The organism is Thermobacillus xylanilyticus, from assembly GCF_907165215.1.
In the GTDB taxonomy this organism is placed as follows: domain Bacteria; phylum Bacillota; class Bacilli; order Paenibacillales; family Paenibacillaceae; genus Thermobacillus; species Thermobacillus xylanilyticus.
Map to the genome: position 1 here is coordinate 1 of NZ_CAJRAY010000018.1, position 24232 is coordinate 24232.

23 protein-coding genes and 1 pseudogene are annotated in these 24232 nt (G+C 60.6%); 7 read left to right on the forward strand and 17 right to left on the reverse strand.

The features are described from left to right. Nucleotides 1-467, forward strand: a pseudogene (locus tag KJQ12_RS03315) (transposase); the annotation flags it as partial. 306 nt (nucleotides 468-773) lie between these two features. Here the strand turns inward: KJQ12_RS03315 and KJQ12_RS03320 are convergent. Next, nucleotides 774-1814, reverse strand: coding sequence for an N-acetylglucosamine kinase (locus tag KJQ12_RS03320; protein WP_015253475.1), 1041 nt, complete (start codon nucleotides 1812-1814; stop codon nucleotides 774-776). Nucleotides 1815-1873: 59 nt separating this feature from the next. On the opposite strand from KJQ12_RS03320, the gene KJQ12_RS03325 reads away from it, so the two are divergent. Together KJQ12_RS03325 and KJQ12_RS03330 are read left to right on the forward strand one after the other, a co-directional pair. Then, nucleotides 1874-3208 (forward strand): 6-phospho-beta-glucosidase, encoded by a 1335-nt coding sequence (locus tag KJQ12_RS03325; protein ID WP_213483475.1) that lies wholly within the window; start codon nucleotides 1874-1876, stop codon nucleotides 3206-3208. After that, nucleotides 3205-4353, forward strand: a complete 1149-nt coding sequence (locus tag KJQ12_RS03330; protein ID WP_213483476.1) for a polysaccharide deacetylase family protein — start codon at nucleotides 3205-3207, stop codon at nucleotides 4351-4353. The genes KJQ12_RS03325 and KJQ12_RS03330 overlap by 4 nt, the downstream gene beginning before the upstream one ends. 50 nt (nucleotides 4354-4403) lie before the next feature. Here the strand turns inward: KJQ12_RS03330 and KJQ12_RS03335 are convergent, their stop codons facing one another. Further along, entirely contained in the window at nucleotides 4404-5696 is a 1293-nt protein-coding gene (locus KJQ12_RS03335; RefSeq protein ID WP_015253472.1) for a homocysteine synthase, read from the reverse strand. Between the two features lie 319 nt (nucleotides 5697-6015). Here KJQ12_RS03335 and KJQ12_RS03340 point away from each other — a divergent pair, with 319 nt between their 5' ends. Continuing rightward, nucleotides 6016-6903, forward strand: coding sequence for a C40 family peptidase (locus KJQ12_RS03340; protein WP_213483477.1), 888 nt, complete (start codon nucleotides 6016-6018; stop codon nucleotides 6901-6903). A gap of 238 nt (nucleotides 6904-7141) precedes the next feature. Further along, nucleotides 7142-8482: an ABC transporter substrate-binding protein gene (locus tag KJQ12_RS03345; RefSeq protein ID WP_213483478.1), complete on the forward strand. Its 1341-nt coding sequence runs from the start codon at nucleotides 7142-7144 to the stop codon at nucleotides 8480-8482. A 90-nt stretch (nucleotides 8483-8572) separates the two neighbouring features. Here KJQ12_RS03345 and KJQ12_RS03350 read toward each other — a convergent pair whose 3' ends face one another. The 5 genes from KJQ12_RS03350 to KJQ12_RS03370 form a co-directional block, all read right to left on the reverse strand. Then, nucleotides 8573-9667, reverse strand: a complete 1095-nt coding sequence (locus tag KJQ12_RS03350) for a stalk domain-containing protein (RefSeq protein ID WP_213483479.1) — start codon at nucleotides 9665-9667, stop codon at nucleotides 8573-8575. A gap of 114 nt (nucleotides 9668-9781) precedes the next feature. After that, the gene (locus KJQ12_RS03355) at nucleotides 9782-11077 is read right to left on the reverse strand and encodes an extracellular solute-binding protein (protein ID WP_213483480.1); all 1296 of its coding nucleotides are present in this window, start codon (nucleotides 11075-11077) and stop codon (nucleotides 9782-9784) included. Nucleotides 11078-11107: 30 nt separating this feature from the next. Continuing rightward, nucleotides 11108-11887: a response regulator transcription factor gene (locus KJQ12_RS03360; protein WP_213483481.1), complete on the reverse strand. Its 780-nt coding sequence runs from the start codon at nucleotides 11885-11887 to the stop codon at nucleotides 11108-11110. After that, nucleotides 11856-13706: a cache domain-containing sensor histidine kinase gene (locus tag KJQ12_RS03365; RefSeq protein WP_213483482.1), complete on the reverse strand. Its 1851-nt coding sequence runs from the start codon at nucleotides 13704-13706 to the stop codon at nucleotides 11856-11858. Before KJQ12_RS03365 ends, KJQ12_RS03360 begins: the two co-directional genes overlap by 32 nt. Before the next feature lie 298 nt (nucleotides 13707-14004). Next, nucleotides 14005-15459: an FAD/NAD(P)-binding protein gene (locus tag KJQ12_RS03370; protein ID WP_213483483.1), complete on the reverse strand. Its 1455-nt coding sequence runs from the start codon at nucleotides 15457-15459 to the stop codon at nucleotides 14005-14007. Nucleotides 15460-15738: 279 nt separating this feature from the next. Here KJQ12_RS03370 and KJQ12_RS03375 point away from each other — a divergent pair, with 279 nt between their 5' ends. Continuing rightward, a complete protein-coding gene (locus KJQ12_RS03375) occupies nucleotides 15739-16569 on the forward strand; it encodes an aldo/keto reductase (RefSeq protein WP_213483484.1) in 831 nt (276 codons plus the stop codon). Between the two features lie 70 nt (nucleotides 16570-16639). Here KJQ12_RS03375 and KJQ12_RS03380 read toward each other — a convergent pair whose 3' ends face one another. From KJQ12_RS03380 to KJQ12_RS03420, 9 genes are all read right to left on the reverse strand, one after another. After that, the gene (locus KJQ12_RS03380) at nucleotides 16640-17356 is read right to left on the reverse strand and encodes a YwiC-like family protein (RefSeq protein WP_213483485.1); all 717 of its coding nucleotides are present in this window, start codon (nucleotides 17354-17356) and stop codon (nucleotides 16640-16642) included. Between the two features lie 128 nt (nucleotides 17357-17484). Next, entirely contained in the window at nucleotides 17485-17862 is a 378-nt protein-coding gene (locus tag KJQ12_RS03385; protein WP_213483486.1) for a LytTR family transcriptional regulator DNA-binding domain-containing protein, read from the reverse strand. Nucleotides 17863-17875: 13 nt separating this feature from the next. Further along, a complete protein-coding gene (locus KJQ12_RS03390; RefSeq protein WP_015253460.1) occupies nucleotides 17876-18001 on the reverse strand; it encodes a cyclic lactone autoinducer peptide in 126 nt (41 codons plus the stop codon). After that, nucleotides 17998-18531, reverse strand: a complete 534-nt coding sequence (locus KJQ12_RS03395; RefSeq protein ID WP_213483487.1) for an accessory gene regulator ArgB-like protein — start codon at nucleotides 18529-18531, stop codon at nucleotides 17998-18000. Before KJQ12_RS03395 ends, KJQ12_RS03390 begins: the two co-directional genes overlap by 4 nt. Further along, complete coding sequence (locus tag KJQ12_RS03400) at nucleotides 18525-19160, reverse strand: hypothetical protein (protein WP_015253458.1); 636 nt, start codon at nucleotides 19158-19160, stop codon at nucleotides 18525-18527. The genes KJQ12_RS03395 and KJQ12_RS03400 overlap by 7 nt, the downstream gene beginning before the upstream one ends. Before the next feature lie 169 nt (nucleotides 19161-19329). Then, nucleotides 19330-20037, reverse strand: a complete 708-nt coding sequence (locus KJQ12_RS03405; protein ID WP_213483488.1) for a DsbA family oxidoreductase — start codon at nucleotides 20035-20037, stop codon at nucleotides 19330-19332. A 24-nt stretch (nucleotides 20038-20061) separates the two neighbouring features. Beyond that, on the reverse strand, nucleotides 20062-20925 hold the full coding sequence (locus KJQ12_RS03410; RefSeq protein WP_213483489.1) for an NmrA family NAD(P)-binding protein: 864 nt from the start codon (nucleotides 20923-20925) through the stop codon (nucleotides 20062-20064). A 426-nt stretch (nucleotides 20926-21351) separates the two neighbouring features. Further along, on the reverse strand, nucleotides 21352-21984 hold the full coding sequence (locus tag KJQ12_RS03415) for an NAD(P)H-dependent oxidoreductase (RefSeq protein ID WP_213483490.1): 633 nt from the start codon (nucleotides 21982-21984) through the stop codon (nucleotides 21352-21354). Between the two features lie 25 nt (nucleotides 21985-22009). Continuing rightward, on the reverse strand, nucleotides 22010-22480 hold the full coding sequence (locus tag KJQ12_RS03420; protein ID WP_213483491.1) for a carboxymuconolactone decarboxylase family protein: 471 nt from the start codon (nucleotides 22478-22480) through the stop codon (nucleotides 22010-22012). Between the two features lie 171 nt (nucleotides 22481-22651). Here KJQ12_RS03420 and KJQ12_RS03425 point away from each other — a divergent pair, with 171 nt between their 5' ends. Then, a complete protein-coding gene (locus KJQ12_RS03425; protein ID WP_213483598.1) occupies nucleotides 22652-23572 on the forward strand; it encodes a sigma-70 family RNA polymerase sigma factor in 921 nt (306 codons plus the stop codon). Here the strand turns inward: KJQ12_RS03425 and KJQ12_RS03430 are convergent. Next, on the reverse strand, nucleotides 23548-24210 hold the full coding sequence (locus KJQ12_RS03430) for a response regulator transcription factor (RefSeq protein WP_213483492.1): 663 nt from the start codon (nucleotides 24208-24210) through the stop codon (nucleotides 23548-23550). The genes KJQ12_RS03425 and KJQ12_RS03430 overlap by 25 nt on opposite strands. Nucleotides 24211-24232: the final 22 nt, after the last annotated feature.

Here is a 24232-nt window from a genome sequence, read left to right on the forward strand (position 1 = left end):
ATGTGCTGGGGATCAAGCTGATGCAGGACACAGGCGGGGACACCTACCAATGGAAGATTACACCCCAAGGCGCCCTCCGCTTTATCGAAAAACATGTGGACCGAAGCCGGTCCGCGGTCGATTTGCGCACCGACACACTGGGACGGACACGCGTTTTTTCTCTGTGGAAAATCGCCATGGACATCGGTTGCGGCATCAATTCCGTACACCGGGGCGTAGGAGCCAAGTACCGGCAAGCTTATTTGAATGAGTATGCCTATCGCTTCAATCAATCCAGCCGGGGACAGAATGCGGAACGGCACCTGCTGCATTTGGCCGCCGCTTCCGGCGCACCGACCCGAAAACAGTTGAGGGCCCGTCCCGTACCCGGCCGCCCGGACTGGGAGACGTACCGGAATACGCGCCGGATGATTGCCGAATTGAAGGCGCTTGCCGCCCGATTGCTGCCGCAGGCATCGGGACAATAATTCCGAAAGGAAGAACAGTCGCGAATTGCGCGCCGGCAACCGTTTGCCGTGCAAATTTTTCACCAGGTGAATAATTTGCCGGATGAAATGTTCGCCTCGGTGAATGGCGGATTGGCTTGTTGAGCGATGCATACGGTATGAGGTTCACTCCAACTTGCTGAGCGACGGGGATATGGACAAAAAGGCCGGAGAACGGCACCATGCCCTGTATGCCCGTATGCCCTTATGCCCTGTATGCCTCAAATGCCCCGGATACCCTCGAATGCCCGCTCGCCCCGTTGCCGGCGCCGATCCGCTCTCGTGGCGTTATCGCGGAGATTCTGAAGCCCAACGCTGCAAGGCGTCTTGCGGAGCCCGGAAGCCGAGACGGTCCATGGCCAGCAGCACCGCACCGAATACCGGTTCGATCTTCGGGATGACGAGTTCGAACGGCGCCCCGGCTCTGTCGCGCAACGTCTCTTCCAACGCGCCCAGCAGATGCGGGCTGCGGCCTTTCTGCAAGACCGAGCCGGTCAGGACGATCGGGATCGGACGGCTTCCGAATGCGGCGAATCCGCCCAATCGGAGGATGACCGACGCGGCGGCCAGACCGAGTTCACGACCGGCGCTGCGGAGCAGGCGGACCGCCAGTTCGTCGCCCGCTTCCCCCGCGCGGTGCAGCACCAGGGTGAGGTCAGACGAGACATGGTAAATGCCGCGGTCCAGCCAGTCGTTGACCAGTTGCTCCATCGTTTCGAACCCGTACCATGCGGGCACGTCTTGCGTGAGCCGGCTTGGAATCTCCCGCAGTTCCCACGAACGGACCGCGGCCCGGAATGTCTCTTCCGCCATATGGGAACCGCCCGCCGCGTCGCCGTACAGATAGCCGAATCCGCCGGTTTGGATCGTCTCGCCGCGCGCGTTTCGTCCGGCGGCGTTCGTGCCGCTGCCGCAGACGAGCACAACGCCGATGCCGTCGGGGCTGCCCGTGCGCAGTCCCGTCATGGTGTCGCACACGACATCCCAGTTCCGGTAGGGCAGCGAGGCGAGCGCCGGGCGCAAGACCGCAAAATCGGCCGGCCGATCCGCTCCGGCCAATCCGTAACAGACTGCCGCAATCTCATCCGGCGCCGCGCCCGCTTCGTGAACCGCTTGTTCGGCCGCGGCGCGGATCTCGGCCAATGCTGCATCGATGCCGCTCGTCTGGTGGTTCCCGCAGCCCGCCTGTCCTTCGCCGCGTATGACTCCGCTATCGTCCGTTACAACGGCGCGCGTTTTAGAACCGCCGCCGTCAACGCCAAGGATCAGGGTCAATGGCTCTTCCTCCTCCACCCAATAAAAGCGCTTGCAATTTTCTGTCCGATTCATTGACTGCTCCTCCTTTCCACTATATCATGACAAGTGACTTTTATGCACGGAGGTGCGGTATGGCGCGAAATCCGCTGAAAATCGCGGTGATCGGCGGCGGTTCATCCTACACGCCGGAACTGGTGGAAGGGGTCATTCAGCGATTTGAAGAGTTGCCCGTTGAAGAACTCGTGTTGGTCGACATTGAAGAAGGACGGCACAAGCTGGAGATTGTCGGCGCGCTTGCCCGACGGATGGTCGAAAAGGCCGGCAAACCGATCCGGGTGAAGCTGACGATGGACCGCAGATCCGCCATCCAGGGCGCGGATTTCGTGCTGACGCAGCTCAGGGTCGGCTTGCTGGACGCCCGCGCGAAGGACGAGGCCATTCCGCTGAAGCACGAATTTATCGGACAGGAGACGACCGGCGCCGGAGGCTTTGCAAAAGCGTTGCGCACGATTCCGGTCATTCTCGACATTTGCCGGGATATTGAGGAACTGGCGCCGGACGCTTTTCTGATCAATTTCACGAATCCCGCCGGCATGGTGACCGAAGCGGCACTCAAATATTCGAATGTCCGCACGATCGGCCTGTGCAATCTTCCGATCGGCACGCGAAAGCAGATCGCCCGCTTGTTCGGGGTCGACGCGGAGGCCGTCGATCTGGAGTGGACCGGCATCAATCATTTGAACTGGGTGACGCGCATTGCCGTCGAGGGGCGCGATGTAACGGATGAGCTGTTGCGGCGGGCGGCGGGATCAGCCGGCCTGACGATGAAGAATATTCCCGACCTCGGCTGGGATGCCGAACTGCTCCGGTCAATCGGCGCGCTGCCCTGCAGTTACCATCGTTATTACTACATGAAAGAAGAGATGCTGAAAAAACAGCTTCAGGAGCTGCAAGAGAGCGGTACGCGCGCGGAGGTCGTGAAGAAAGTCGAAGCCGAATTGTTCGAGCTGTACAAAGATCCTGAACTCGCGGTCAAACCGCCGCAGCTCGAGCAGCGGGGCGGCGCCTATTACTCGGAAGCCGCCGTCAATCTCATCTCGTCGATTCGCAACAACCGGAAAGACATCCAGACCGTCAACGTCCGGAACGGCGGCGCGATCCGCTGCCTGCCGGATGACGCATCGATCGAAGTGAACTGCGTCATCGATGCGGCCGGAGCGCATCCGGTGCCGCCGTCTACGCCCGTCACGCCGCAGATCCGCGGCCTGCTGCAGGTCGTGAAAGCCTACGAAGAATTGACGGTGGAAGCGGCGGTGCACGGCGACAGGGACGCGGCGCTGCAAGCGCTGACGATCCACCCGCTCGTCGGATCGGCGGAAGCGGCGCGGAAGCTGCTCGACGAACTGCTGGAAGCGCATGCGGCCTACCTGCCCCGGTTCCGGGTTCGGGAGGAAGGACGGACATGAGCCGGTCTGTCTTCCATGCCGTCCAACCGGACACAGGCCGGGCAACCCTCGATGCCGGGCGGGCGGATGTGCCGGCGTTTGCGCTGACATTCGACGACGGGCCGGATCTCGTGCCGATCGAACGCTGGCTGAAGGCGCTGGAGGACAAGGGCGCGCGGGGAACGTTCTTTTTCACCGGGGAGTGGCTGGACCGTCATCCCCGCCTCGCACGCCGCATCATCGCCCGAGGACACGAGCTCGCGCATCACAGCTATCATCACCGCCGCATGGGCGAGATCGAAGATCAGGCGCTGTTCCTCGAAGAAATCCGGCTTGCGGAAATCGCATACCAGGAAGCCACGGGGCGTCCGGCCCCGGCGTTTTTCCGTTTTCCCTACCTGCATTATCGCGAGCGCAATCTGCAATGGCTGAGCGGGATCGGCTATGTCGCGGTCGGGGGCTTCGATTCCGGCGATTGGGCGGGCATTGACGCGGAATCCATCGCCGCGAATGTGGCGCCAGCCTTGGAAAGCGGCATTGTCGTCGTCCACCATTGCAACGATATTGCGCGCGGCACGCCGGGCGCATTGCCCGTCATTCTGGATGCCGCAGCCGAGCGGGGGCTTAAGGCCGTTGTCGTATCGGACATGCTGCGGGCGCTCGGCCGGCATCCCGGGTACCGATCATGGCGGCTCAGCATCACCGTTCCGGCGGATGGTCCCGATCTGCCGCCGGAAGATTGGCGGCCGGCGGGGGCGCCGGAGGAAGCGCGGCGGGTCGCCGATGAATCCTACGGCTGGTTCACGGCTGCGGCCGCCAGGGAGGCCTCCGGTTCCCGCGCCGGATGGCGGAAATATTTCGCCGAACCGATCATCGGACCGGACGGAATCGCGGAAGACCGCACGCTGCTGTACGGCCGCTATTTCGCCGACAAGTACTGGGGGTACGTCAGAGCGGCGGTCAAGGACGATGCGCTGCATTTGATCGACTTCGCTTTCCGTGAAGCGCAGGCGGATACCCTGATTTACCTGCTTCGCTGGAGCGCCGAGACCGCCAGGGAGCGCGGCTGCGCACGGATCGAAACGCGGCGCGACATGCGCCGGCTCGAGCGGATGTGCCGCCACCTCGGCTGGCGTACCGAATGGATCCTGGAGACGAGCAATTGAGAAAGCGGCCCTGAACGCCGGGATGACGTTCGGGGCCGCTTGTTTGCTCATCAGGCCTGGCTTGCGCGGATGGCTTGTTCGAGATCGGCGATGATGTCGTCGATATGCTCCGTGCCGACCGACAGCCGGATCATGCCGGGCGTCACGCCGGTGGACAGCAGCTCTTCGCCTTCGAGCTGGCTGTGCGTCGTGCTTGCCGGATGGATAATCAGCGACTTCGAGTCGCCGACATTGGCCAGATGCGAGAACAGCTTGACATTGTCGATTACTTTCCGTCCCGCTTCGACGCCGCCCTTGATGCCGAAGGTCAGGATGGCGCCTTGACCGCCCGGCATATATTTGCGCGCAAGCTGGTAGGACGGATGGCTTTCGAGTCCCGGATAGTTGACCCATTCCACCGCTTCATGCGATTCGAGGAACTTCGCGACAGCCAGCGCGTTCGCGCTGTGGCGCTCCATGCGCAGATGCAGCGTCTCCAGCCCCTGCAGCAGCAGGAACGCGTTGAACGGCGACAGCGAAGCGCCCATGTCGCGGAGCAGCTGGACGCGCGCCTTGATGATGTAGGCGATCGGTCCGACGGCATCCGTGTAGACGACGCCGTGGTAGCTTGGGTCCGGTTCCGTCAGGCCCGGGAACTTGCCGCTCGCCTTCCAGTCGAAGCGGCCGCCGTCGACGATGACGCCGCCGATCGACGTGCCGTGTCCGCCGATGAACTTCGTGGCGGAATGAACGACGATGTCGGCGCCGTGCTCGATCGGACGGCAAAGATACGGGCTCGGCAGCGTGTTGTCCACGATGAGCGGAATGCCGTGCTCATGCGCGATGCGGGCAACCGCTTCGATATCGAGCACGTCGCCGCGCGGATTGCCGATGGTCTCGGCGTAAAGCGCTTTGGTCTTGTCCGTAATGGCGCGCCGGAAGTTTTCCGGATCGTCCGGGTTGACGAATTTCACGGTGATGCCGATCTTCGGCAGCGTGATGGCGAACAGGTTGTACGTGCCGCCATAGAGGCTGGAGGCGGATACAATCTCGTCCCCGGCACCCGCGATATTGAGGATGGCATACGTGATGGCCGCCTGACCGGACGCGGTCGCCAGCGCAGCGGCGCCGCCTTCAAGCGCTGCCACGCGCTTCTCGAACACATCCGTGGTCGGGTTCATGATGCGCGTGTAGATGTTGCCGAATTCCCGAAGCGCGAACAGGTTCGCGGCATGATCGGCGTCCCGGAAACCGTACGATGTCGTCTGGTAGATCGGGACCGCCCGCGAACCGGTCGTCGGATCGATCTCCTGACCGGCATGCACGGCCAACGTCTCAATGCGGGGTTTGCGTTCCTCGGTCATGCTTGAAATCCTCCTTATTCATGCAGGATATGGCAATTCATTGCTTGTCCCGTTGACGGTATCAGCATAAATCCAAAGTATTCCACTCTCTTAATAATGTCAATGGAATTTTTTGTCCCGGATGAGAAGATTCTCATCCCGCCGGCCTTGAAGACATTGGCAAATCTGTGCTGCAAACCGCGCCCCATTTTATTAATGTAGAGATTTGTTGTAAAAATACATAATTTGGAATTTAATCAACTGCAACTGGTATTTTTTTATCGTTTCCCCTCCACTTTTTTTGCGTTAGCATGAATTGCAAAGGAGGAGATGAGCAATAATGAAACGTTTGACCAGTCTTGGCTTATCCCTGACATTGGCGGCAGGAATTTTCGCCGGACAAGCCTCGGCCGCAACGTATGAGACCGAGGTGATCTCGGGAGTCAACCTCAGGTCGGCACCGAATACGAGCGCATCCGTATATCGGCTGCTAAGCAAAGGTGAAGACATCCACGTTATTCAGAAGGTCAACGATTACTGGCTGAAGGTACAGACGAAGGACGGCAAGATCGGCTATATCAGCGCCAGCAGCAAATATACGAATTACATAGCGGGCACAAGCGGCAAAACCGCCACTGCCAAAAGCGGAGTCAATCTCCGGTCAGCACCGAGCACAAGCGGCAGCAAAATCGGATTCATAAGCAAAGGCAACACCGTCACCGTACTCGAACAAGTGAACGCGTACTGGCTGAAGGTCAACTATAATGGAACCATCGGTTACGCATCCGCAAACTATTTCAATTATTCGTCTTCTTCGGGTTCGAATTCCGGCACCGCAAGCAAGTCCGCTTCCGCCATCGTGAATACGGCGAAATCGTATCTCGGCAAATTCACCTATAAATATGGCGCCGAACCCTGGAACACGAATTACAAATATTCGGACTGCTCGGCGTTTGTACAGCTGGTCTACAACCGGCATCACGGCTTCAAGCTGCCGCGGACAAGCAGCGCCCAGTCGAAACAAGGCAAGTTCGTCTCCAAGTCGAATCTTGCGCCCGGCGACCTCGTCTTTTTCGACACGAACGGCGACGGCAAAGTCAATCATGTCGGCATTTATATCGGAGGCGGCAACTTCATCCACAGCTCGCCGGTCAACAAGGTCGGCATTAACACGCTCAATTCCGGCTATTGGAAATCGAAATACAAAACAGCGCGCCGCGTGCTGTAGCTTGCCCCAAGCCCTGTGCGGGTATATCCCGCACAGGGCTTGCGCATAATACGGGAGTCGAGCCTTGGCGCAGCTTGCAAAAAAATCTAACAAGAATCCAACAATTCTGAGATTCGTCATCTGCAAATCATCGGTGCATCACGATATTGTAGAAGTGTAAACGCTTTACGCTCCGGCACTTCCCGGAAGCCACAGGGTTTACACTTCATTCCATTTGAAAGAAAGGGGTTTCGTAAAGATGAAACAGAGACGAGCATGGTCCAAAGGTCTGGCCCTCATGCTGCTTGCTCTGGCCCTCGTCGTAACGGCATGCGGCGGCGGCGGGAAGAAGGGCGAAGGCGGCAGCAACGGGTCAGCCGGCGGCAACAGCGGCGGCGGCGCAAGCGGCGGCAGCACGGAACTGAGCATCATGTGGTGGGGTCCGGACGCGCGCCACGAAGCGACGCTCGCTGCGCTTGACGTTTATACGAAGCAAAATCCGAACGTCACGTTCAAGCCGGAATACATGGCATGGGACGCGTACTGGCAAAAACTGCCGACGCTTGTCGCATCCAAGACCGTAACGGACGTGCTGCAAATGGACGCAGCGTACATTCAGGACTATGCTTCGAAGGGCGTTCTCGCCGACCTGTCCGACATCGATCTGTCGGGTATCGTCGCGGACAACGTCATCGAGAACCTGAAGATCGACGGCAAGCTGTACGGCATTCCGCTCTCCCTGAACGCGCAAGGCTACGCCTACAACAAGACGAAGCTCGAAGAATACGGCATCAAGCTCCCGTGGAAAGACTGGACCTGGGAAGATTACTTCAACTGGGCTCGTGAAGCTCGCGAGAAACTGCCGGAAGGCATCTACCCGATCGGCGACGTCAACACGTGGGACGGCTATCAATACTATCAAACGGCAATGGGCAAAGGCCCGATCATGGAAGACGGCGGCAAGAAGTTCAACCTGGACAAAGAGCTGTTCATTGAATTCTTCACCACGTTTGAAGAATTCCGCAAACAAGGCATCGTGCCCCCGGCGGAAATGTCGGCTTCGTTCCTCGAGAACGACCCGCAGGCCGACCCGATGGCATCCGGCAAAGTAATGACGCGCGGCGCATCGGTCGGTTCGGTCAGCGCGCTGGAAGACCTGCTTCCGGGTCAAGTCGCGGTCGTCAACACCCCGGTAGGCCCCGCGGGCGGCGGCTGGGCGCAATCGACGATCTTCCTGTCCGTTTATGCCAACTCGCCGGATCTGGAAGAAGCGAAGAAGTTCGTGAAATGGTTCATCACGGACGAAGAAGCGGGCAAAACGCTCGGTCTGACGCGCGGCATTCCGATCAACGAGTCGATCTACAAACTGCTCGAACCGGACATGCAGCGCCGCGACATCATCGGCAAGGAACTGTACGACGTATCGGTCGACAAGGCGCTTCCGTTCTACGGTACGGCAGCGGGCTGGACGGAGTGGACGGACTACTTCAAAGCGCAAATCGAAGCCGTCCAATTCGGTCAGCAAACGGTCGAGCAAGCTTACGAAAACATCGCGAAAATGGGCGAAGAGACCGCAGCCAAGGCGGCATCCGCAGGCTGATCTCCTCTCCCGCAGAGGCTTCCCATACGCAAAAAGAACTGCCGGCATCCAGCCGGCAGTTCTTCTATTCTCCGATAAGCCGAAGATGATTTACATTCTGACGATGTGCCCGATGACTTCTTTCGTCTCCGGGTCGAAGAGAACCGTGACAGGTCCGAGCAGCGCGTCCTGATCCGTCTTGTATGTTACGGCGACCAGCTTGCCGCCGTTCGCGCGGATGTCCTCCAGCAGCCGCTCCTTCCCTTCCAGCGGGATGACGGCCGCGTTCGCGGCGTCAATCAGCTCGACCAATGCCTCATCCTTCGCCGTGATCAGGTGCGCTTTGTCCTCATCCGAAAGCTGCTTCCAGGCGAGCTCGCGGTACTCCTGCTCTTCCGCCGGCGCCAACCATTCGCGCTGGTCGTCGACTTCGATGTACTGCGCGTGGCTCTGCGGAGGCAGGCTCTTCATGACGGCCGGGCCGTAATAGGCGCGCACCACCAGCCCCGGCTCAAGCAGCTCCGCATCCGCCGGCTGCTTGTCGGAGCGGACGATCAGCGTCTCAGGACCGGCAAGGAGCACCAGCTTGACTTCGCCGCCTTCCTCGTCGGCAAGCGCGATGCGCCAGCCGTCCTCCGTCTTCTCGACCGAATGGATGACCTGCTTGGCCACCAGATGCTGCTGCATGACCTTGATGGACGCGGCATGCGACTGAGCGGGATAGCTCATCGCCACCATCGGGCCGTATTCCGCTTCGATGGCCATGCCCGGCGCGAGATCTTCCGCGGCGAACGGCTTGCCTTCCGCATCGGTGAGCACCGTCTCCTTGTCCGCGTACAGGATGAGCCAATTGTTCGGACCGATCACATCAATCCGCCACCGGTCGCCGTCCTGCGTCACGCCGTTGATGTAGCCCGTGAACGTCATGTACTGTTCCTCGTCCTCCGCACCCGACAGTTCGATGCGGTTGCCTTTCCAATGGATTTCGTATCCCGTCGCTTCGGCGATGCCGCGGGCGGGGAGATATGCTTTGCCTTCAATGATGACCGGCTTCATTCCGGTTTCGGCGCCGTCGACGGCAACCATGATATCGGGTCTCAGCCACCCGCTGATTTTCTGTCCGATTCCGTCCGCGCCGGCCGAAGCCGCTGCAACGAGCAATCCCGCCGTCGTCATGACGGCCAGCCATTTCCGGGGTTGTCGCATGGTTTTCTCATCGCTCCCTTCCACAAAGTGCTGCAATTGCAATTGCACCTTCACAGACGGAGCATTCCCCGAAAAGGTTACAGCCAGCCCCCGACATTTTTTGTCCGGTCCGGTTCAGCGGCTCTTGATCAGCGCCATCTCCTGCCTGCGCGCGAATTCTTCCGGCGAGACCGCCCCGCCGAACAGCGCCTGAACAAGCGTGTAATGTTCCTCGGCCGCAACCGGTTTCATCTGCACGTCCGCGTACAGCGTCACCTTGTTCGCCGTCCGCAGTTCGTTCAGCAGATCGCTGAACATCCGCGGCAGGTGAATGGAACGCGTGTTCACTTTTGTCGCTGGAATGATGCCCGCCTCCGTCACGGCGCGTTCTCCCCATTTTTTGACGAAATAGGCGACGAACTGCTTGGCCTCTTCCTTCACCTTCGAGTTCTCCGCCACGAACAGGCCGAGACCGGGGCCTCCGATCCAGTTGTTCAACTCCCCCTTGCCGCCTTCGACGAGCGGGAAGGGGAAGAAGCCGATCTTGTCCTTGAACGATTCCGCAACGTTCGGATTCGTCGTGTAATTCGGCACTTCCCATGTGCCGATTGCGAACATGGCCGCCTTTTCCGCCATGAATGCAGCCTTCGCCTCTTCATTGGACATGCCCATGAATCCGTCGTGAAAAGCGTCCAGCTCCACCAGTTCCTGCGTCAGCCGGGCCGCTTCGACAATCCGGGGATCGGTGAACCGGGACATCGCGATCGACTGATCCAGCAGATCCGCTCCGCCGACCCGGTCGACCAGATACATGAACCAGAAGGACAGCGTCCAGGCGTCCTTGCCGCCCAGCGCGATCGGCGTCACGCCGGCCTCGTTCAAGCGCCGGATGACCTCCTTCAGATCGTCGAACGTCTGCGGGGGGACCAGACCGCAGCGCGCGAAAATGTCCTTGTTGTAGAATACCGGCACGATGTTCAGTTCGACCGGCACCGCGTAGGTCATGCCATTCTTCTCGTACGCCTCCGTCGTGCCGGCGACGAACTGTCCGCCCAGCTCATCCTCCAGCAGGTCGTCGAGCGGGGTGAACAGGCCGCCTTCCACGTAGGGATCGAGAAATCCCGCTGCCCAAGTAAATCCGACATCCGGCAGCGCGTTCGATGCGGAGAGCACTTTCAGCCGGTCCTTGTACAGCTCGTTTTCAAGCGCTTCCAGACTGACCGTGACACCCGGATGCTCGTCCATATACTCCTCGATAATGCGTTCGACCAGTTCGTTCTGCAACGATCCGATGTGCGGCCACGGCGACATCAGCCGGATCGTCACGCTCTCGCCCGCGTTCGCCGCGGGTGCTTCGCCGCTGCCGCAGGCCGCAAGCAGCAGCGCGGCGATCAGCATGACCGCTGCCGCCGCCGGGATGCGGATCTTCACGATCTGTCCCCCCTTTCCGATCAGGCGCCTTCAGGACGAATGATTGCGGTAGTCTCCCGGGCTGCTGCCTTCATACTGGCGGAACATCTTCGCGAAATGTTTCGCCGACTGATACCCGACGCGCTCCGCGATCTCCGCGACCGTCAGCTTCGTGCGCAGCAGCATGTCCTTCGCGCGCTGCAGCCGCCTGCGCGTCACGTATTCGCTGAACGTCATGCCCATTTCGTCCTTGAACAATACGCTGAAGTAGCTCGGATTGAGATGGACGCGGGTTGCGGCGTCGCGCATCGTGAACGGCTGATCGAGATTTTCGTCAATGTATTCCAGCGCTTCCCGCACCGAATCGCTGAGCGGTCTGCCGGTATCGCCGGTCTGCAGCAGCTCGCGGTCCACCACCTTCTCCATCCTGCCGATGCGCGCCCGCTCTTCGGCCTGGGCCAGAGCCCGCTCGACAGCCGAGATCAGCTTCTCCCGCCCGATCGGCTTGAGCAGGTAATCGACGACACCGAGCTGAATCGCCCGCTGGGCAAACTCGAATTCCGCGTAGCCCGAGATCAGGATGATCGCCGGCCGCTCCTCTTCCGGCATCGCCTTCAAGGTGTCGGCCAGATGCAGCCCGCTGATCTCCGGCATCTTGATGTCGGTGATCAGGAGCCGCACCCGTTCGCGCTCCAGGATGCCGAGCGCTTCGCGGCCGTCCGCGGCCGCCCGGATCGCATAGCGGCCGCCGTTCCACGCTTCCAGCATCCGGGAGAGCCCGGTGCGCGTGCGAGGCTCATCATCCACGATCAAGATGGTATGCGGGTTCATGTTCTACAACCTCCGTCCGGATCGGTATCGTCAAGGTGACGGTCGTGCCCTCTCCCTCGCGGCTCTCGATGGCAAGCACGCTTATGTTTGCCGTCTCACTGCGTGCATGAAGCCGCAGCCGCTGCTGCACATTGGTGATGCCGTAACCGGATGATTCCATCGCCTTGTCGGCGCCCATGGCGAGCTTGGAGCGGATTTTCCGAAGCTTCTCTTCGTTCATCCCCGCCCCGTCGTCCTCGACGATAACGTGAAAATAGCCGGGTTCCTGCGAGCGCTTCACCGTCACCGAGACGAATCCCGCACCGATCTTGTTCTCGATGCCGTGCTGGATCGCGTTCTCCACGAGCGGCTGAATGATCAGCTTCGGCAGCAGCAGACGGTTGTCGTCCATCTCCGAATCGATGCGCCACGACAGCCGGTCGCCGAACCGCATGCCCATGATGAGCAGATAGCGCCGGATTTGCTCGAGCTCTTCGGCGAGCGTCACCCATTCCTCACGGTTGTGCCCCGTGATGGTGTAGCGGAACAGTTCGGAAAGCGCCACCACGTAATCGGCGAGCTCGTCTTCATTTTTCTCCAGCAGGGACCAGTACAACGCTTCCAGCGTGTTATACAGAAAATGCGGATGAATCTGCGCCTGCAGCGCTTTCAACTCGGCCCGGTTCTGCATGATCTCCTTCTCGTAGACCAGCCGGATCAGTTCCTTCATGTTGCCGACCATCTGGTTGTAGGTGTGGACCAGCTCGCCGATTTCCGCCGTCGAAGAGATGTGTTCGGCCGGTTTCAGTTCGCCGAACCGGACGCTGCGCATCGACTTGATCAGGCGGAGAACCGGCCGCGTGATCGCGGTGGACAGCAGCACCGAGAAAATGATGAACAGGACCGAACCGATGGCCGCGGATACGATGATGGCCGCGCGCAGAATGAATATGCCTTTCGTAATGGCTTCGACGGGCGTCAGAATCAGCAGCGTCCAGCCGGCAATGTCCGAGTGCTGCTTGACGAGCACGTAATGCCGATCGTTGATTTCCACGGTCTTGTCTTCGCTGGCCAGCAGGCTGGCATAATCCGCGCCGGACAACGCGTCGTCCGCGGTCGCCGCGATCAGCTGCCCGTCCCGGTCGAACAGCAGCGAGACGGCGCCGACGCCCATGTCTTCGCCGAGGCTGTCCAGCCGGAACACCTGCCGGTCGATCCGGACAAGCAGATAGCCGGCCGGCGCGAACGAACGCTGGATCAGATGAATCTGCCGGATCGCCAGCACCTCGTCCTCGCCGGCCTGAGACAGGCCGATCCAGTACATGCCGCCCCGTTGCTCGTGGGCCTTCACGATGAACTCGCTCCCGACGACATCGTACAGCTCGTCGCCGCCCAGCGGAAACAGCCGGTCGCCTTGGCTCGTGTAGATTTCCACCGAACGGATGCCGCTCCCGTAGAGCATCACCTGGTCCGCGACCGGCTGCAATCCTTGCCGATCCAGGAAGGTAGGCTTGAAGCCGTCCTCCACTTCCCCCAGCAGGTTCTGGACATAGGTGTTGGTCGCCGCCTGAAGCGACAGGGAGTCGATCTGCTTCATCATCGCCTCCAGCCGGCCGTTGCCCTGCACGGCGGCATGGCGGATCAGCGTCTCCGCGTTCTGCTTGAGCAGGTTCGCAGCGGAATCGAAGATGACGAATCCGACGATGGTCAGGATGACGATCATGATGGACAGAAAACCGGCGAGCATCTGGCCGCGCAGCGTGTGCAGCCTTAGCAGCCGCCCGAGTCCGGCAAGATGCAGCCGGAGCGTCTGCACGGCCCTCGCGAATGGCGTTCGCAAATGGCTCACCGCCTTTCAGCCTTTCATGCCGCATGCATCCGGCATTTGTCAAATCTTGTCTGTTTGCAGTTTAGGAAATGAGACCATTCGACGTCAAGCCGGACAGAACAGTGCCACTTTAGATTTTATCGCAAGTTACCGGATTCAGAAACTCCGGTCAACAAAAAAACAAAAATTCCCGGTGCCGTCATCACGGCTTCCGCCGCCCTCCCGGGAAATGACGACACAGGGAAAACTTCGGTTCTTTCCGCAGCTCTCCGATTCCAATGCCGCGGGCGGATCCGCCGCGCGGAGCCGATCAAGCAATCCCGCTTGTGCCGGCAACCGATTCTCCTCCGTTCCATCCACCGTCCAAACCGGTGAATTCCGGTTCGTCATAAGCGTAATATCGGCCCAGAATCGTCTCGCGTTCATCGAGGAACAGTTCGTCCGCAATCGCCGAGACGATCCGGGGAATGCCGTACTTCATGCCCGACAGCGCGGAAGCGGTGATGCCGTTGCTGATCAGCGCCCCGTAGTTGAAGGCGAAAATGCCGCGCAGCCGCTCCCGGCCCTCCTCGTCGCGGGATTGAAACGAAAACCCCGGCGTCATGTACGGGTGTCCGTCGATGATCGGATCGGCGATCTCCGCCGGCGCCCGATAGACATCCCGCCACCGGAGAATGTGCGGTTCGACCAGCCGGAGCTCCGGCCGAAGCGCCGGATCGCTGACAAGGCCGGTGCAGACGATGAGGTAATCGACGCGGAACCGGCCTTGCGGCGTCATGACGGCGACGCCGCCATCCTCCGGACACACCGCCTCACACGGCGCGCCGAGGTGGAGCCGGAATCCGGCGTAAGCGGCCGCGCGGGCGAACGTGTCGTTCGTCGGCGGCTGATTGTGCCGGAAGAAATGCACCATGACCGCATACTTGTCGGCGTCCCGCAGTGCGGCGTACCGCTCGATCAGGCCGGACCGTTCCATCTGCCGGATCGGATTGATGCGCGGCAGCGTCTTGCGCCGCACGAACACGTGCGCTTCGGCCGCTCCTTCGGCCAGCGCATGCTGCGCGTTGTCAAACGCCGAAGCGCCGCCGCCGAGAATGCCGATCCGCTTGCCGCGCAGCGCCGCGAAATCGATCGGTTCGGACGAATGGGCGTACAGATGCTTCGGCAGCGATTCCGCGATCATCGCCGGCACATGCCACGCGCCGCCGCCCTGAATGCCGGTCGCGAGCACGACCTTGCGCGCCGTCAGCGTCTTCGCCGGCGCGCCCGCTCCCTCGAGATGCAGCCGGTGCAAGCCGCCGCCGAGCGGCTCGATCAGCGTCAGCTTCGTCTCGTTCACGACAGGCAGGTTCAACACGCGGCGGTACCACCGCAGGTAGGCCATCCAATCGCCGCGCGGAATTTTGTCCAGCTTCTCCCAGGCTTCGGAGCCGGCCTGCGCTTCCAGCCAGGCGCGGAACGTCAGCGACGGGATGCCGAGATCGATGGACGTCAGATGTTTCGGCGTACGCAGCGTCACCATGCGGGCGTAAGTCACCCAGGGACCTTCGAAGCCTTCGGGATTTTCATCGATGACCAGAATATTCGTGATGCGCTCCCGCAGCAGGCCGAAGGCGATGCCGAGGCCGCATTGTCCGCCTCCGACGATGACGACGTCGAAGACGCGGTCGCCGCCGTGCTCCCGTGCCGGCACCCAGCCCGGCCCGCCGAAGCCGAGCAGTTCCAGATCCCGCTTCACTTGTTCGGCCAGCGCTTCCAAACTCATGACGACACCGCCCTTTCCCGTAGCCATGCGTGGAACAGGCACATGCTGCCCATGTTCCATCCTAGTCACAACGCAGACGGGGCGGCAATGCCTCGCGAGCGGATTCGATCGTCATGCCAAATGCCGGGCCTCGTTATTGTTCATCGTGCACATTCCCCCTTTTGGTAAGTATGTAACCCGGAGGTTAGTAAGTGAGCCGGTTTTCCGTTCTGGTCATTCGCGCGGAGGATGGTACAATGGAGAAGGAACGGACAATCTCGGAAAGGGAGGTCATGCGGCATGGAAATTCGCAGCATACAAGACACCACGGTGCTGAACAACGGCGTACGGATGCCCTGGCTCGGGCTCGGCGTCTTTCAGGTGGCAGAAGGCGAAGAAGTGAGAAACGCGGTGCGGTGGGCCATTGAGGAAGGGTACCGCTCAATCGACACGGCGGCGGGCTACCGGAACGAGACCGGCGTCGGCCAGGCGATCCGCGAGAGCGGCGTTCCGCGGGAAGAGCTGTTCATCACGACGAAGCTGGCGAACTCGGACCAGGGATACGAGTCGACGCTGCGCGCTTTCGAGGAAAGCCGGCGCAAGCTCGGTGTGGATTACATCGACCTGTATCTGATTCACTGGCCGGGCCGGGACAAGTACAAGGAGACGTGGCGCGCCTTCGAGAAGCTGTATAATGAAGGCTACATCCGCGCGATCGGCGTCAGCAACTTCCAGATCCATCATCTGGAGTCGCTGAAAGAGACAAGCGGCATCATCCCCGCCGTCAACCAGGTGGAGTTCCATCCGCTGCTTACCCAGAAGGAACTGCTCGACTACTGCAAGCGCGAAGGCATCCAGCTCGAGGCGTGGTCGCCGATCATGAAGGGCAACCTCGACCTGCCGGTTCTGCAGGAGCTGGCGGCGAAATACGGCAAGACCCCGGCGCAAATCGTCCTCCGCTGGGATCTCGAGCTCGGCGTCGTCACGATTCCGAAGTCGGTCCGCCGCGAACGGATCGCCGAAAATGCGGACATCTTCGACTTCGAATTGTCCGAAGAAGATATCCGCGCGATCGACGCGCTCAACAAGAACCATCGGTTCGGTCCGCATCCGGACGAATTCCTCTTCTGATTCGGCATGATACGTCAGAAAAAGCCGATGCCGCTTCCCGGCGTCGGCTTTTTTTTTGTTCGTTCCGCGCTCAGTACGCCGCCCACGCGCAGACGAGCACCAGCACCGACCAGGCGATCTCGAGCACCCCGGTCGTCTTGACGGAGGGATGGAGACGCGGCATCACGACGGCGCGGACCAGCAGCACCGCCGCGGCCGGGAGCAGCGCGGGCGGATACAGGAGCGCGACGGCCGCCAGGAACGCCGCGTGATACAGGACCGAGTACCAATAGAACGCCTTGTGGTGCTTCTCGCGGATCATCGTTTTCACATAGAAGATCGTCCCGGTAAAATAGAGCACGCTGAGCGCGAACAGCTCGAACGCCAGCGCGGCGTCCGTCCCGTCCCCGACCCGGAAGGCGGCGAACGTCATCAGGCTGAACAGGATGACGGCAGCCAGATCGTTCAGGAACGCCCGCTCGCGGTTCTGCTTCGCGAAGTACAGGTTGATCAGGATGAACGGCACGGCCAGCGGCAGCAGGAGCAGCAGTTCCGGTTCCAGGACCAGCAGGGCGGCGCCGACGGGCAGCAGCAGCCCGCCGTACAGCTTGAGCGGCCCGAGCCAGGCGGCCTTGCGCTTCGTCCGGATCCACTGAAGCGCGGCGTACGCGAACAGGTACGAGAGCAGCCAGGCGAGGAACAGCAGCGCGTGCTGCCACGCCGGTGCGGAAGCGATGACGCCGAAGAGCAGCGGCAGAATCAGCATCGCCCAGGCGCCGTGCTGTTTCGGTATATAAACATTGCGCATGGGTACACCCGCTTTCTGACGGAACAATCTTGCTTCCAGTATACCCTTGCGGAATTCGAGACATTGTGACACCGGTCACGAAGCCGGGAAACAACAAGCAGGACCAGAAGCTGAAGCCGCCTCTGGTCCTACTCGTTTTTTCGCCCCTGTCTTTCCCGGAACAAATCCAGGATCCGTCTGTAATTTGTCGGTCTGGATACCGTCGCTTCCTTCCCTCGTTCACCGGGCTTGTCCCCCTCGAAATATACCTTGGCGTACTTCTCGTCAATCTCGATCACCTTGTCGATGTTGACCAGATTGCCGCGGTCCGCACGCACGAAAGGCAAATTCAAGGCTTGCAGGACATTCTGGATTTTCTCCAGGCTGTCGAAAGGAAAGTAGTAGACGTCATTCTTCGTATGAATCAGGATGCGGGTCTTGTCGGTGGTGAACTTCAGGATCTCCATGACGTCCAGCTCGACCAGACCGGATTTCCCGTCTTCGTCCCTTGCGACAACCAATTTCACAAGACCACCATCATTACTTGTTCAGAAGTTCGGCAGGGACTTTAGGCTGATTGCCCCAGATCCAGCTTGCCGTGCAAACGACGACAAGGCCTGCGCAGCCGACAACCGTCGCCAGCAAATGAAGGGCTTTTTTCTTCATCCTGTTTCACCGCCTTTCCTTGGTAATCTTATTAGTGATAGCACCTGGATAAACCAGGTGATCGCTAATAGCTGAGATTGGAACAAGAAGTTCGAAGCGACTAGTATTGTAGATCCAATTTTCAGGACAGGGAAATATTTAGACGGAATTCTAGTTTGTTCTTCAATTCTAGATGGCGAAAATATAATAGTCAATACCATATTTACTATATTAAAGGTGTTTATATAAAAATTAGTAAGTTCAATGAACGGCAATAATGCGGCCACTCCGGCCGAAACGACGATGCACACCGCAGCCGACTGGAAGTGATATCCTCCTGAAATGCTTCTCAGCAAACCGAACGCGAACAGCACTTGCATCGTTTCCCGATAGTTGCCGAACAACAGTCCCAGAATTGTCGCGACCAGCAAAGTAAACACAGTGTTTAGAAACAGGTGAAATCCGAATTGAAGCCGTGCTTCCGAATAGGGATGATCCGGCACTTCGCTTTTGAGCCAATGCGCCAGACGAAACGCAAGTCTCTCTACCATTGCGTCCTCTCTCTCCTCAATGCGATATAGATCAAGAACAGCACGATCACGACCGCGATCATTTCGACAAAGTACAGCCTGTTCTTGAGCAGGTGCAGGAACGAGAGCAGAATGAACGTCGCAACTGTTATTACCAAGATCAGCATGTTTTCATGCTTGACTTTAAAGTGTTGCAGAGAAAACGAAAACCCGTAGCCCAGCCGGTACAACAAATAACTTAACAATAAGACGGTGCATGAAGATACAGCCGAAAGAATGTAGTAACCTGTGCCGCCTGCCTGCACTTCGGCGACCGATGCAATGCCCGTGAGCTGCAAACCGTACAGGAACGCAGTCTGGACCAAAATGACCGATGCATACCCCGTTACCGCAACGATGAGCGAACCGATCAGCGAAATCCGCAGCGTATAGAAAATGAATAACGTGAACAACACCAGACCGATCATGGGTGTCCACGAACCCATATCGATCTCATGCCATATGGCATAGTTGAGCAGTGCCATCAGAACGGAGATGGGAACGATCTGCAGATTGTACTTCAGAATATTAAATCGAAACAGCGTGAACGAAACAGCAAAAATCGACCAAGTTTCCAATGTAGAGAACGCGATAAAGAGAATTTCATTCATTTATCCTGTCTCCCGTTCATCGCTTGTAGTTTTTTGCAGGCCGATATGGTCAATCTTGTCGATTATCTAAACTTATTCTTCATCAATTAAAATTTTCCTCTTTTGGGAATGAGAAAAACGAACCCTTTGAAAAAAGGAGTCCGTTTTTGCTTTACTGTCCATATGGTTTTTATTTATCCGGCTTGCAGGTGCCGTCTTCGCAGACTTCGCCGGATGCGTCGGATTCGGTCATGATGAGCGGATGCTCGTCTTGCCAGGCCTGCTGCAGGACGTCGAGAAACACGCTGTCCGGCTGCGCACCCGAAACGCCGTACTTCCGGTTGATAACGAAGAACGGCACGCCCCGCGCGCCGAGACGGCTTGCTTCGATTCCGTCCGCCTCCACTTCGTCGGCGTGAGCGCCGGATTTCAGCATCTCCTCCGCCGCTTTGCGGTCCAATCCGGCCTGCTCCGCGATGTCGGCAAGCGTCCTGTGATCGGCCACGTTGCGGCCGCTGGTGAAGTACGCTTCGAACAGCCGCTCGATCACGTCCTGCTCTTTGCCGTGCCGTCCCGCGAACTTGATCAGCCGGTGCGCATCGAGCGTGTTCGACGGAATGACAACGCCGAAGCGGAAGTCGATCCCGACTTCCCGGCCCTGCTCCGCCACCCGCTGGTTCATCTGGACAGCCTGTTCGCGGCTGATGCCGAACTTGGCGGCCAGCACATCATACAGATCCCGTTCGGGCTCTCTGGCCGCATGCGGATCGAGCTGAAAACTGCGGTACTCCACCGTCACGTCATCCTTGTGTTCGAACCGGCTGAGCCCTTCCTCGAAACGGTGTTTCCCGATGTAGCAGAAAGGACAGGCCACATCCGACCAGATTTCGACTTTCATCGCTCCGCTCCTTTCCCGGGCCGCTCAGGCAAGCGCCCGCTTCACGACCGTTTCAAGCGGCGTCGTCTCCCCGATGAGCCGGGTCAGATCATCCGAGGTTTGCGCGAATTCGCCCTCGTCCAGCTGCGCGTAGAGCGCCGCGAACATGGCCGCGGCAGGTTCGGGCATGCCCCAACCCGCGAGAATCTTCGCGTATTCGGCGGCCGTCGCCGGTTTCAGCACCACCGGCTTGCCGGAGACGTCCGACAGAATCTGCGCCAGCTCTTTCATCGTCCACAGCTTCGGCGCCGTAATTTCGTAGATCCGGTTCTCGTGGCCGTCCGACATCAGTACGGCTGCCGCCGCCTTCGCCATGTCGGCCCGCGATGCCGTGTTCAGGCCGGCCGTCGCGATCGGCGTCACGAGGGCGCCGCTTTCCACGGCCTGGCGGAGCGATTCGTTCACGAACACTTCGGTGTAGAACGTGTTGCGCAGGAACGTGTACGGAATGCCCGACAGGCGGATCATGTTCTCGGTCGTCCGGTGCAGCAGGCTCAGCGCGAGGGGACTCTCCTGGGCCCGGAAAATGCTCGTGTACGCGATATGCGTGATGCCGGACATCTTCGCCGCCCTTGTGACCGTCGCGTGCTGCAGCGCCCGCAGCGTCTCGTCGCTTGCCTCGGAGCTCGAGACGAACAGCAGCTTGCCGCCGCCTTCAAAGGCCTTCAGGAGCGACGCCAGATCGTTGTAGTCGCCGTGCCGGACTTCGACGCCCTTCTCCGCCAGCCATGCCGCCTTCTCCACATTGCGCGCGACCGCTATCAGCCGGTCCGCCGGCACTTTCTCCAGCAGCGTCTCCGCCGCGATCCGGCCCAATTGCCCCGTTACGCCGGTTACGATAATGCGCATCGTTCACTCCGCCTCCTTGTGTACTATGTATTAAGTTCTACTAACTTTATTATAGTGACTTGACATATTGAAATGCAAATGGCCTGCGGCGGGACTGCAGCGTGATGCTTACGTTGCAGCCAACCACAGGCCAGATAAATGTGATGCTGTTGCGTGAAGCGCCGGGCTGTAGCGTGGCATGCACGTTACAGCCGCTCCGGCGAGGTGCCTCGCAGCGCTGTAGCGTGGTATGCACGCTACGGCCGTTCCGGCGAGGCTTCACACGGCGCTGTAGCGTGGCGTGGTATGCACGTTACAGCCGTTCCGGCGAGGTGCCTCGCAGCGCTCTAGCGTGGTATGCACGCTACGGCCGTTCCGGCGAGGCTTCACGCGGCGCTGTAGCGTGGCATGCACGCTACAGCCGCTCCGGCGAGGCTCCGTACCGATTCAGAAACTCAGCGCGATCTCCCGCGCGCGGCGGAGCGCCTCCTCCCGGATGGCCGCCGCCCGTTCGGGAACGGCTCTCATCCCCTCCACATAGAGGCACTCCACGTCGGTGATGCCGACGAACTCCATGATGACCCGCAGATGGCGGTGCCCCATCTCGAGCCGTTCGTCCGGCGAGCCCGGAGACAGGAAGCTGCCGCTCGCCTGGATGTGCAGCGCCTTTCGGCCCGCCAGCAGCCCGACCCGGCCGACGTCCGGGATGTACCGGAACGTCTTGCCCGCGATGACGAAGGCATCGATGTACCGCTTCAATGCCGGCGGGTACGAGTAGTTCCAGATCGGCGTGACGAACACATACTTGTCCGCGGCGGCGAACTGATCCGCCAGTTCGTTGATGCGCGCAATCTTCGACTGTTCCGCCGCGGTCAATTCTCCGAAAGCGATGCCCGAGCCGAGCTTCTCCCAGCCGGCGAAGACGTCGGCGTCGAGCTCCATCGCGTACAGATCGAGCCGGATGATCTCGTCGTTCGGCTTCGCGTCCCGGTACGCCTCAAGGAACGCTTCCCCCGCCGCCATGCTGCAGGAAACGTCGGGACCGAACGGATGAGCCGTAATGTACAGCAAGGTAGCCATATTCCGTCCCCTCACCGCCGTATCGTCAATTGGCGGCAGCGACCTGCCGGGTCGCGACATTGAGCCGGTTGTATAAATTCGCCGTCGCGATGCCGGCGATGAGCGTCGCCAGCGCCTGACCGGCGTAATGGCGCTCGGCCTCCCGGTAAATCTCATCCGGCACCGGGTCCGGCCGGTCGGCGATGCGGGCCATCACCTCGCCGAGCGCGAGGGCCGCCCGCTCCGCTTCGGTGAATCGGGCGGAATCCCGCCAGCCCGCGACGGCCATCACCCGCTCCGGCGTCACGCCCGCCTGCTGCGCGTTGCGCGAGTGCAATTCCACGCAGACGCTGTCGCCGTTGATCTGGCTCACCCGCAGGTAGACAAGGAAAAGCGTCCCCTTCGGGATGCCGGACTGTTCGGCGGAAGCGAACAGCGCGCGGCCGAGCGCCTGCAGCGGATCGGCCAGATCGGGCACGAGCGCCACGGGACTTGCCATGCGAGGTTTGAGCGACATGTTCAATCCACTCCTTGATCTTCCGGAATATGCGGACCCTCATCGAGCCCTGCACGAAGATGACGGAGCGGTCGGGGCGGAATGTGACAAACCGGAGATCTGTCACATTGGCGGGTTCTTTTTCGTCAGTCATAATGGAGGGAGTATCACTTCATGCGGGAAGGAATGTACATGATCGCACAAGAACGGCTTGCGGAACAATTCGAGGCGCACCGTCAGCATCTGCTCCATGCGGCGTATCGCATGCTCGGATCGCTGAGCGAGGCGGAGGATGCGGTGCAGGAAGGGTGGCTCAGGCTCTGCCGCGCGGACACCGAAGCGATCGAAAATCTGGGCGGCTGGCTCACCCGGGTCGTGTCCCGGGTCTGCCTGGATATGCTGCGTTCGCGGAAAAGCCGGCGCGAAGAGCCGCTGGATACGCACCCGGCGGGAACGTATCCCCTGACCGAAGACGGCGGCGGTCCCGATCCCGAGCGGGAGGCGCTGATGGCCGAATCGGTCGGCGTCGCGCTGCTCGTCGTGCTGGATAGGCTCAAGCCCGCGGAGCGCGTCACGTTCGTGCTGCACGATATTTTCGGCATGCCGTTCGCCGAGATCGCGCAGGTCGCAGGCAAGTCGGAAGCCGCCGTCCGGCAGCTCGCCAGCCGGGCCCGCCGCCGGGTGACCGGCACGACTCCGCGGGATTCGGCCGACCTGGCCGGCATGCGCCGGCTCATCGACGCGTTCATCGCCGCGGCGCGCGCAGGCGACTTCGATGCGCTGATCGCCATGCTCGATCCCGACGTCGCGCTGCGCGACGACAGCGGCGGCTCAAGCGCCGCCGGCGGCGCGCGGATCACGCGCGGCGCGGAAGCGCTCGCCCGCCGCGTCTGCGGCCGCGCGCTGGCCGCCCAGACCGCCGTCGTGGACGGCGTCATCGGCGCCGTCGCCGCGCCGCTGGGGCGCCTGGCCTACGCGCTCAAGTTCGACATCCGCGGCGGTAAGATCGCCGCCGTCGAGCGGATCGCGGACCCGGCGCGGCTCGCGGCGCTCGACCTTCACGTGCCGTTCGTCCAGGCGCCATCACGCTACTCCGCGATCTCCCGAAGATAGAAGATCGCGATCTGCGTCCGGTCGCGCAGCCCCAGCTTGCCGAGAATTTCGGTGATGTAATTCTTCACCGTGCCTTCGCTCAAGAAAAGCGCCTGCGCGATCTCGCGGTTCGACAGCCCGTCGGCGATCTTGCGGACGATCCGCTGCTCGGCGTCGGTCAGGCCGAAGTCGGCCAGCCGCTTCCGCCCGGACGGCGCGGCGGCTGCGGCTCCGCCGGCGTGCAGCATGCCGGCCAGCTTCCGCGCGACATCCGGATGCATCAGCGCATGGCCGGCATGCACCGCGCGGATGCCTTCCGCGATTGTGTCCGGCGGGACGTTCTTGAGCAGGTACCCGCCGGCGCCGTATTTGAGCGCCTTCACGATGTATTCGTCATCGTCGAACGTCGTCAGGATGAGCACCTTGACGTCCGGCGCCGCCTCGCGGATGAGGCGCGTTCCCTCCACCCCGTCGCATACCGGCATGCGGACATCCATCAGGACGACGTCGACCTCCCCCGGATGCTCCCGCACGAACCCGACCGCCTCCTGCCCGTCGGCGCAGACGCCCGCCACTTCGATATCCGGCATCGTGCCCAGTATCAGCCGCAGACTCTCCCGAATGAACGGATCGTCATCCGCCACCAGCGTCCGAATCATCTGTGTGTACCTCCGAAGTTTT

Coding starts and splice junctions, on each gene's coding strand:
- KJQ12_RS03340 (WP_213483477.1), top strand. CDS start 6,016: ATGAAACGTTTGACCAGTCTTGGCTTATCCCTGACATTGGCGGCAGGA.
- KJQ12_RS03390 (WP_015253460.1), bottom strand. CDS start 18,001: ATGAAGAAAAAAGCCCTTCATTTGCTGGCGACGGTTGTCGGCTGCGCA.
- KJQ12_RS03415 (WP_213483490.1), bottom strand. CDS start 21,984: ATGGCTACCTTGCTGTACATTACGGCTCATCCGTTCGGTCCCGACGTT.
- KJQ12_RS03380 (WP_213483485.1), bottom strand. CDS start 17,356: ATGCGCAATGTTTATATACCGAAACAGCACGGCGCCTGGGCGATGCTG.
- KJQ12_RS03345 (WP_213483478.1), top strand. CDS start 7,142: ATGAAACAGAGACGAGCATGGTCCAAAGGTCTGGCCCTCATGCTGCTT.
- KJQ12_RS03430 (WP_213483492.1), bottom strand. CDS start 24,210: ATGATTCGGACGCTGGTGGCGGATGACGATCCGTTCATTCGGGAGAGT.
- KJQ12_RS03330 (WP_213483476.1), top strand. CDS start 3,205: ATGAGCCGGTCTGTCTTCCATGCCGTCCAACCGGACACAGGCCGGGCA.
- KJQ12_RS03335 (WP_015253472.1), bottom strand. CDS start 5,696: ATGACCGAGGAACGCAAACCCCGCATTGAGACGTTGGCCGTGCATGCC.
- KJQ12_RS03395 (WP_213483487.1), bottom strand. CDS start 18,531: ATGGTAGAGAGACTTGCGTTTCGTCTGGCGCATTGGCTCAAAAGCGAA.
- KJQ12_RS03425 (WP_213483598.1), top strand. CDS start 22,652: ATGATCGCACAAGAACGGCTTGCGGAACAATTCGAGGCGCACCGTCAG.
- KJQ12_RS03350 (WP_213483479.1), bottom strand. CDS start 9,667: ATGCGACAACCCCGGAAATGGCTGGCCGTCATGACGACGGCGGGATTG.
- KJQ12_RS03320 (WP_015253475.1), bottom strand. CDS start 1,814: ATGAATCGGACAGAAAATTGCAAGCGCTTTTATTGGGTGGAGGAGGAA.
- KJQ12_RS03420 (WP_213483491.1), bottom strand. CDS start 22,480: ATGTCGCTCAAACCTCGCATGGCAAGTCCCGTGGCGCTCGTGCCCGAT.
- KJQ12_RS03360 (WP_213483481.1), bottom strand. CDS start 11,887: ATGAACCCGCATACCATCTTGATCGTGGATGATGAGCCTCGCACGCGC.
- KJQ12_RS03400 (WP_015253458.1), bottom strand. CDS start 19,160: ATGAATGAAATTCTCTTTATCGCGTTCTCTACATTGGAAACTTGGTCG.
- KJQ12_RS03410 (WP_213483489.1), bottom strand. CDS start 20,925: ATGCGCATTATCGTAACCGGCGTAACGGGGCAATTGGGCCGGATCGCG.
- KJQ12_RS03405 (WP_213483488.1), bottom strand. CDS start 20,037: ATGAAAGTCGAAATCTGGTCGGATGTGGCCTGTCCTTTCTGCTACATC.
- KJQ12_RS03375 (WP_213483484.1), top strand. CDS start 15,739: ATGGAAATTCGCAGCATACAAGACACCACGGTGCTGAACAACGGCGTA.
- KJQ12_RS03370 (WP_213483483.1), bottom strand. CDS start 15,459: ATGAGTTTGGAAGCGCTGGCCGAACAAGTGAAGCGGGATCTGGAACTG.
- KJQ12_RS03325 (WP_213483475.1), top strand. CDS start 1,874: ATGGCGCGAAATCCGCTGAAAATCGCGGTGATCGGCGGCGGTTCATCC.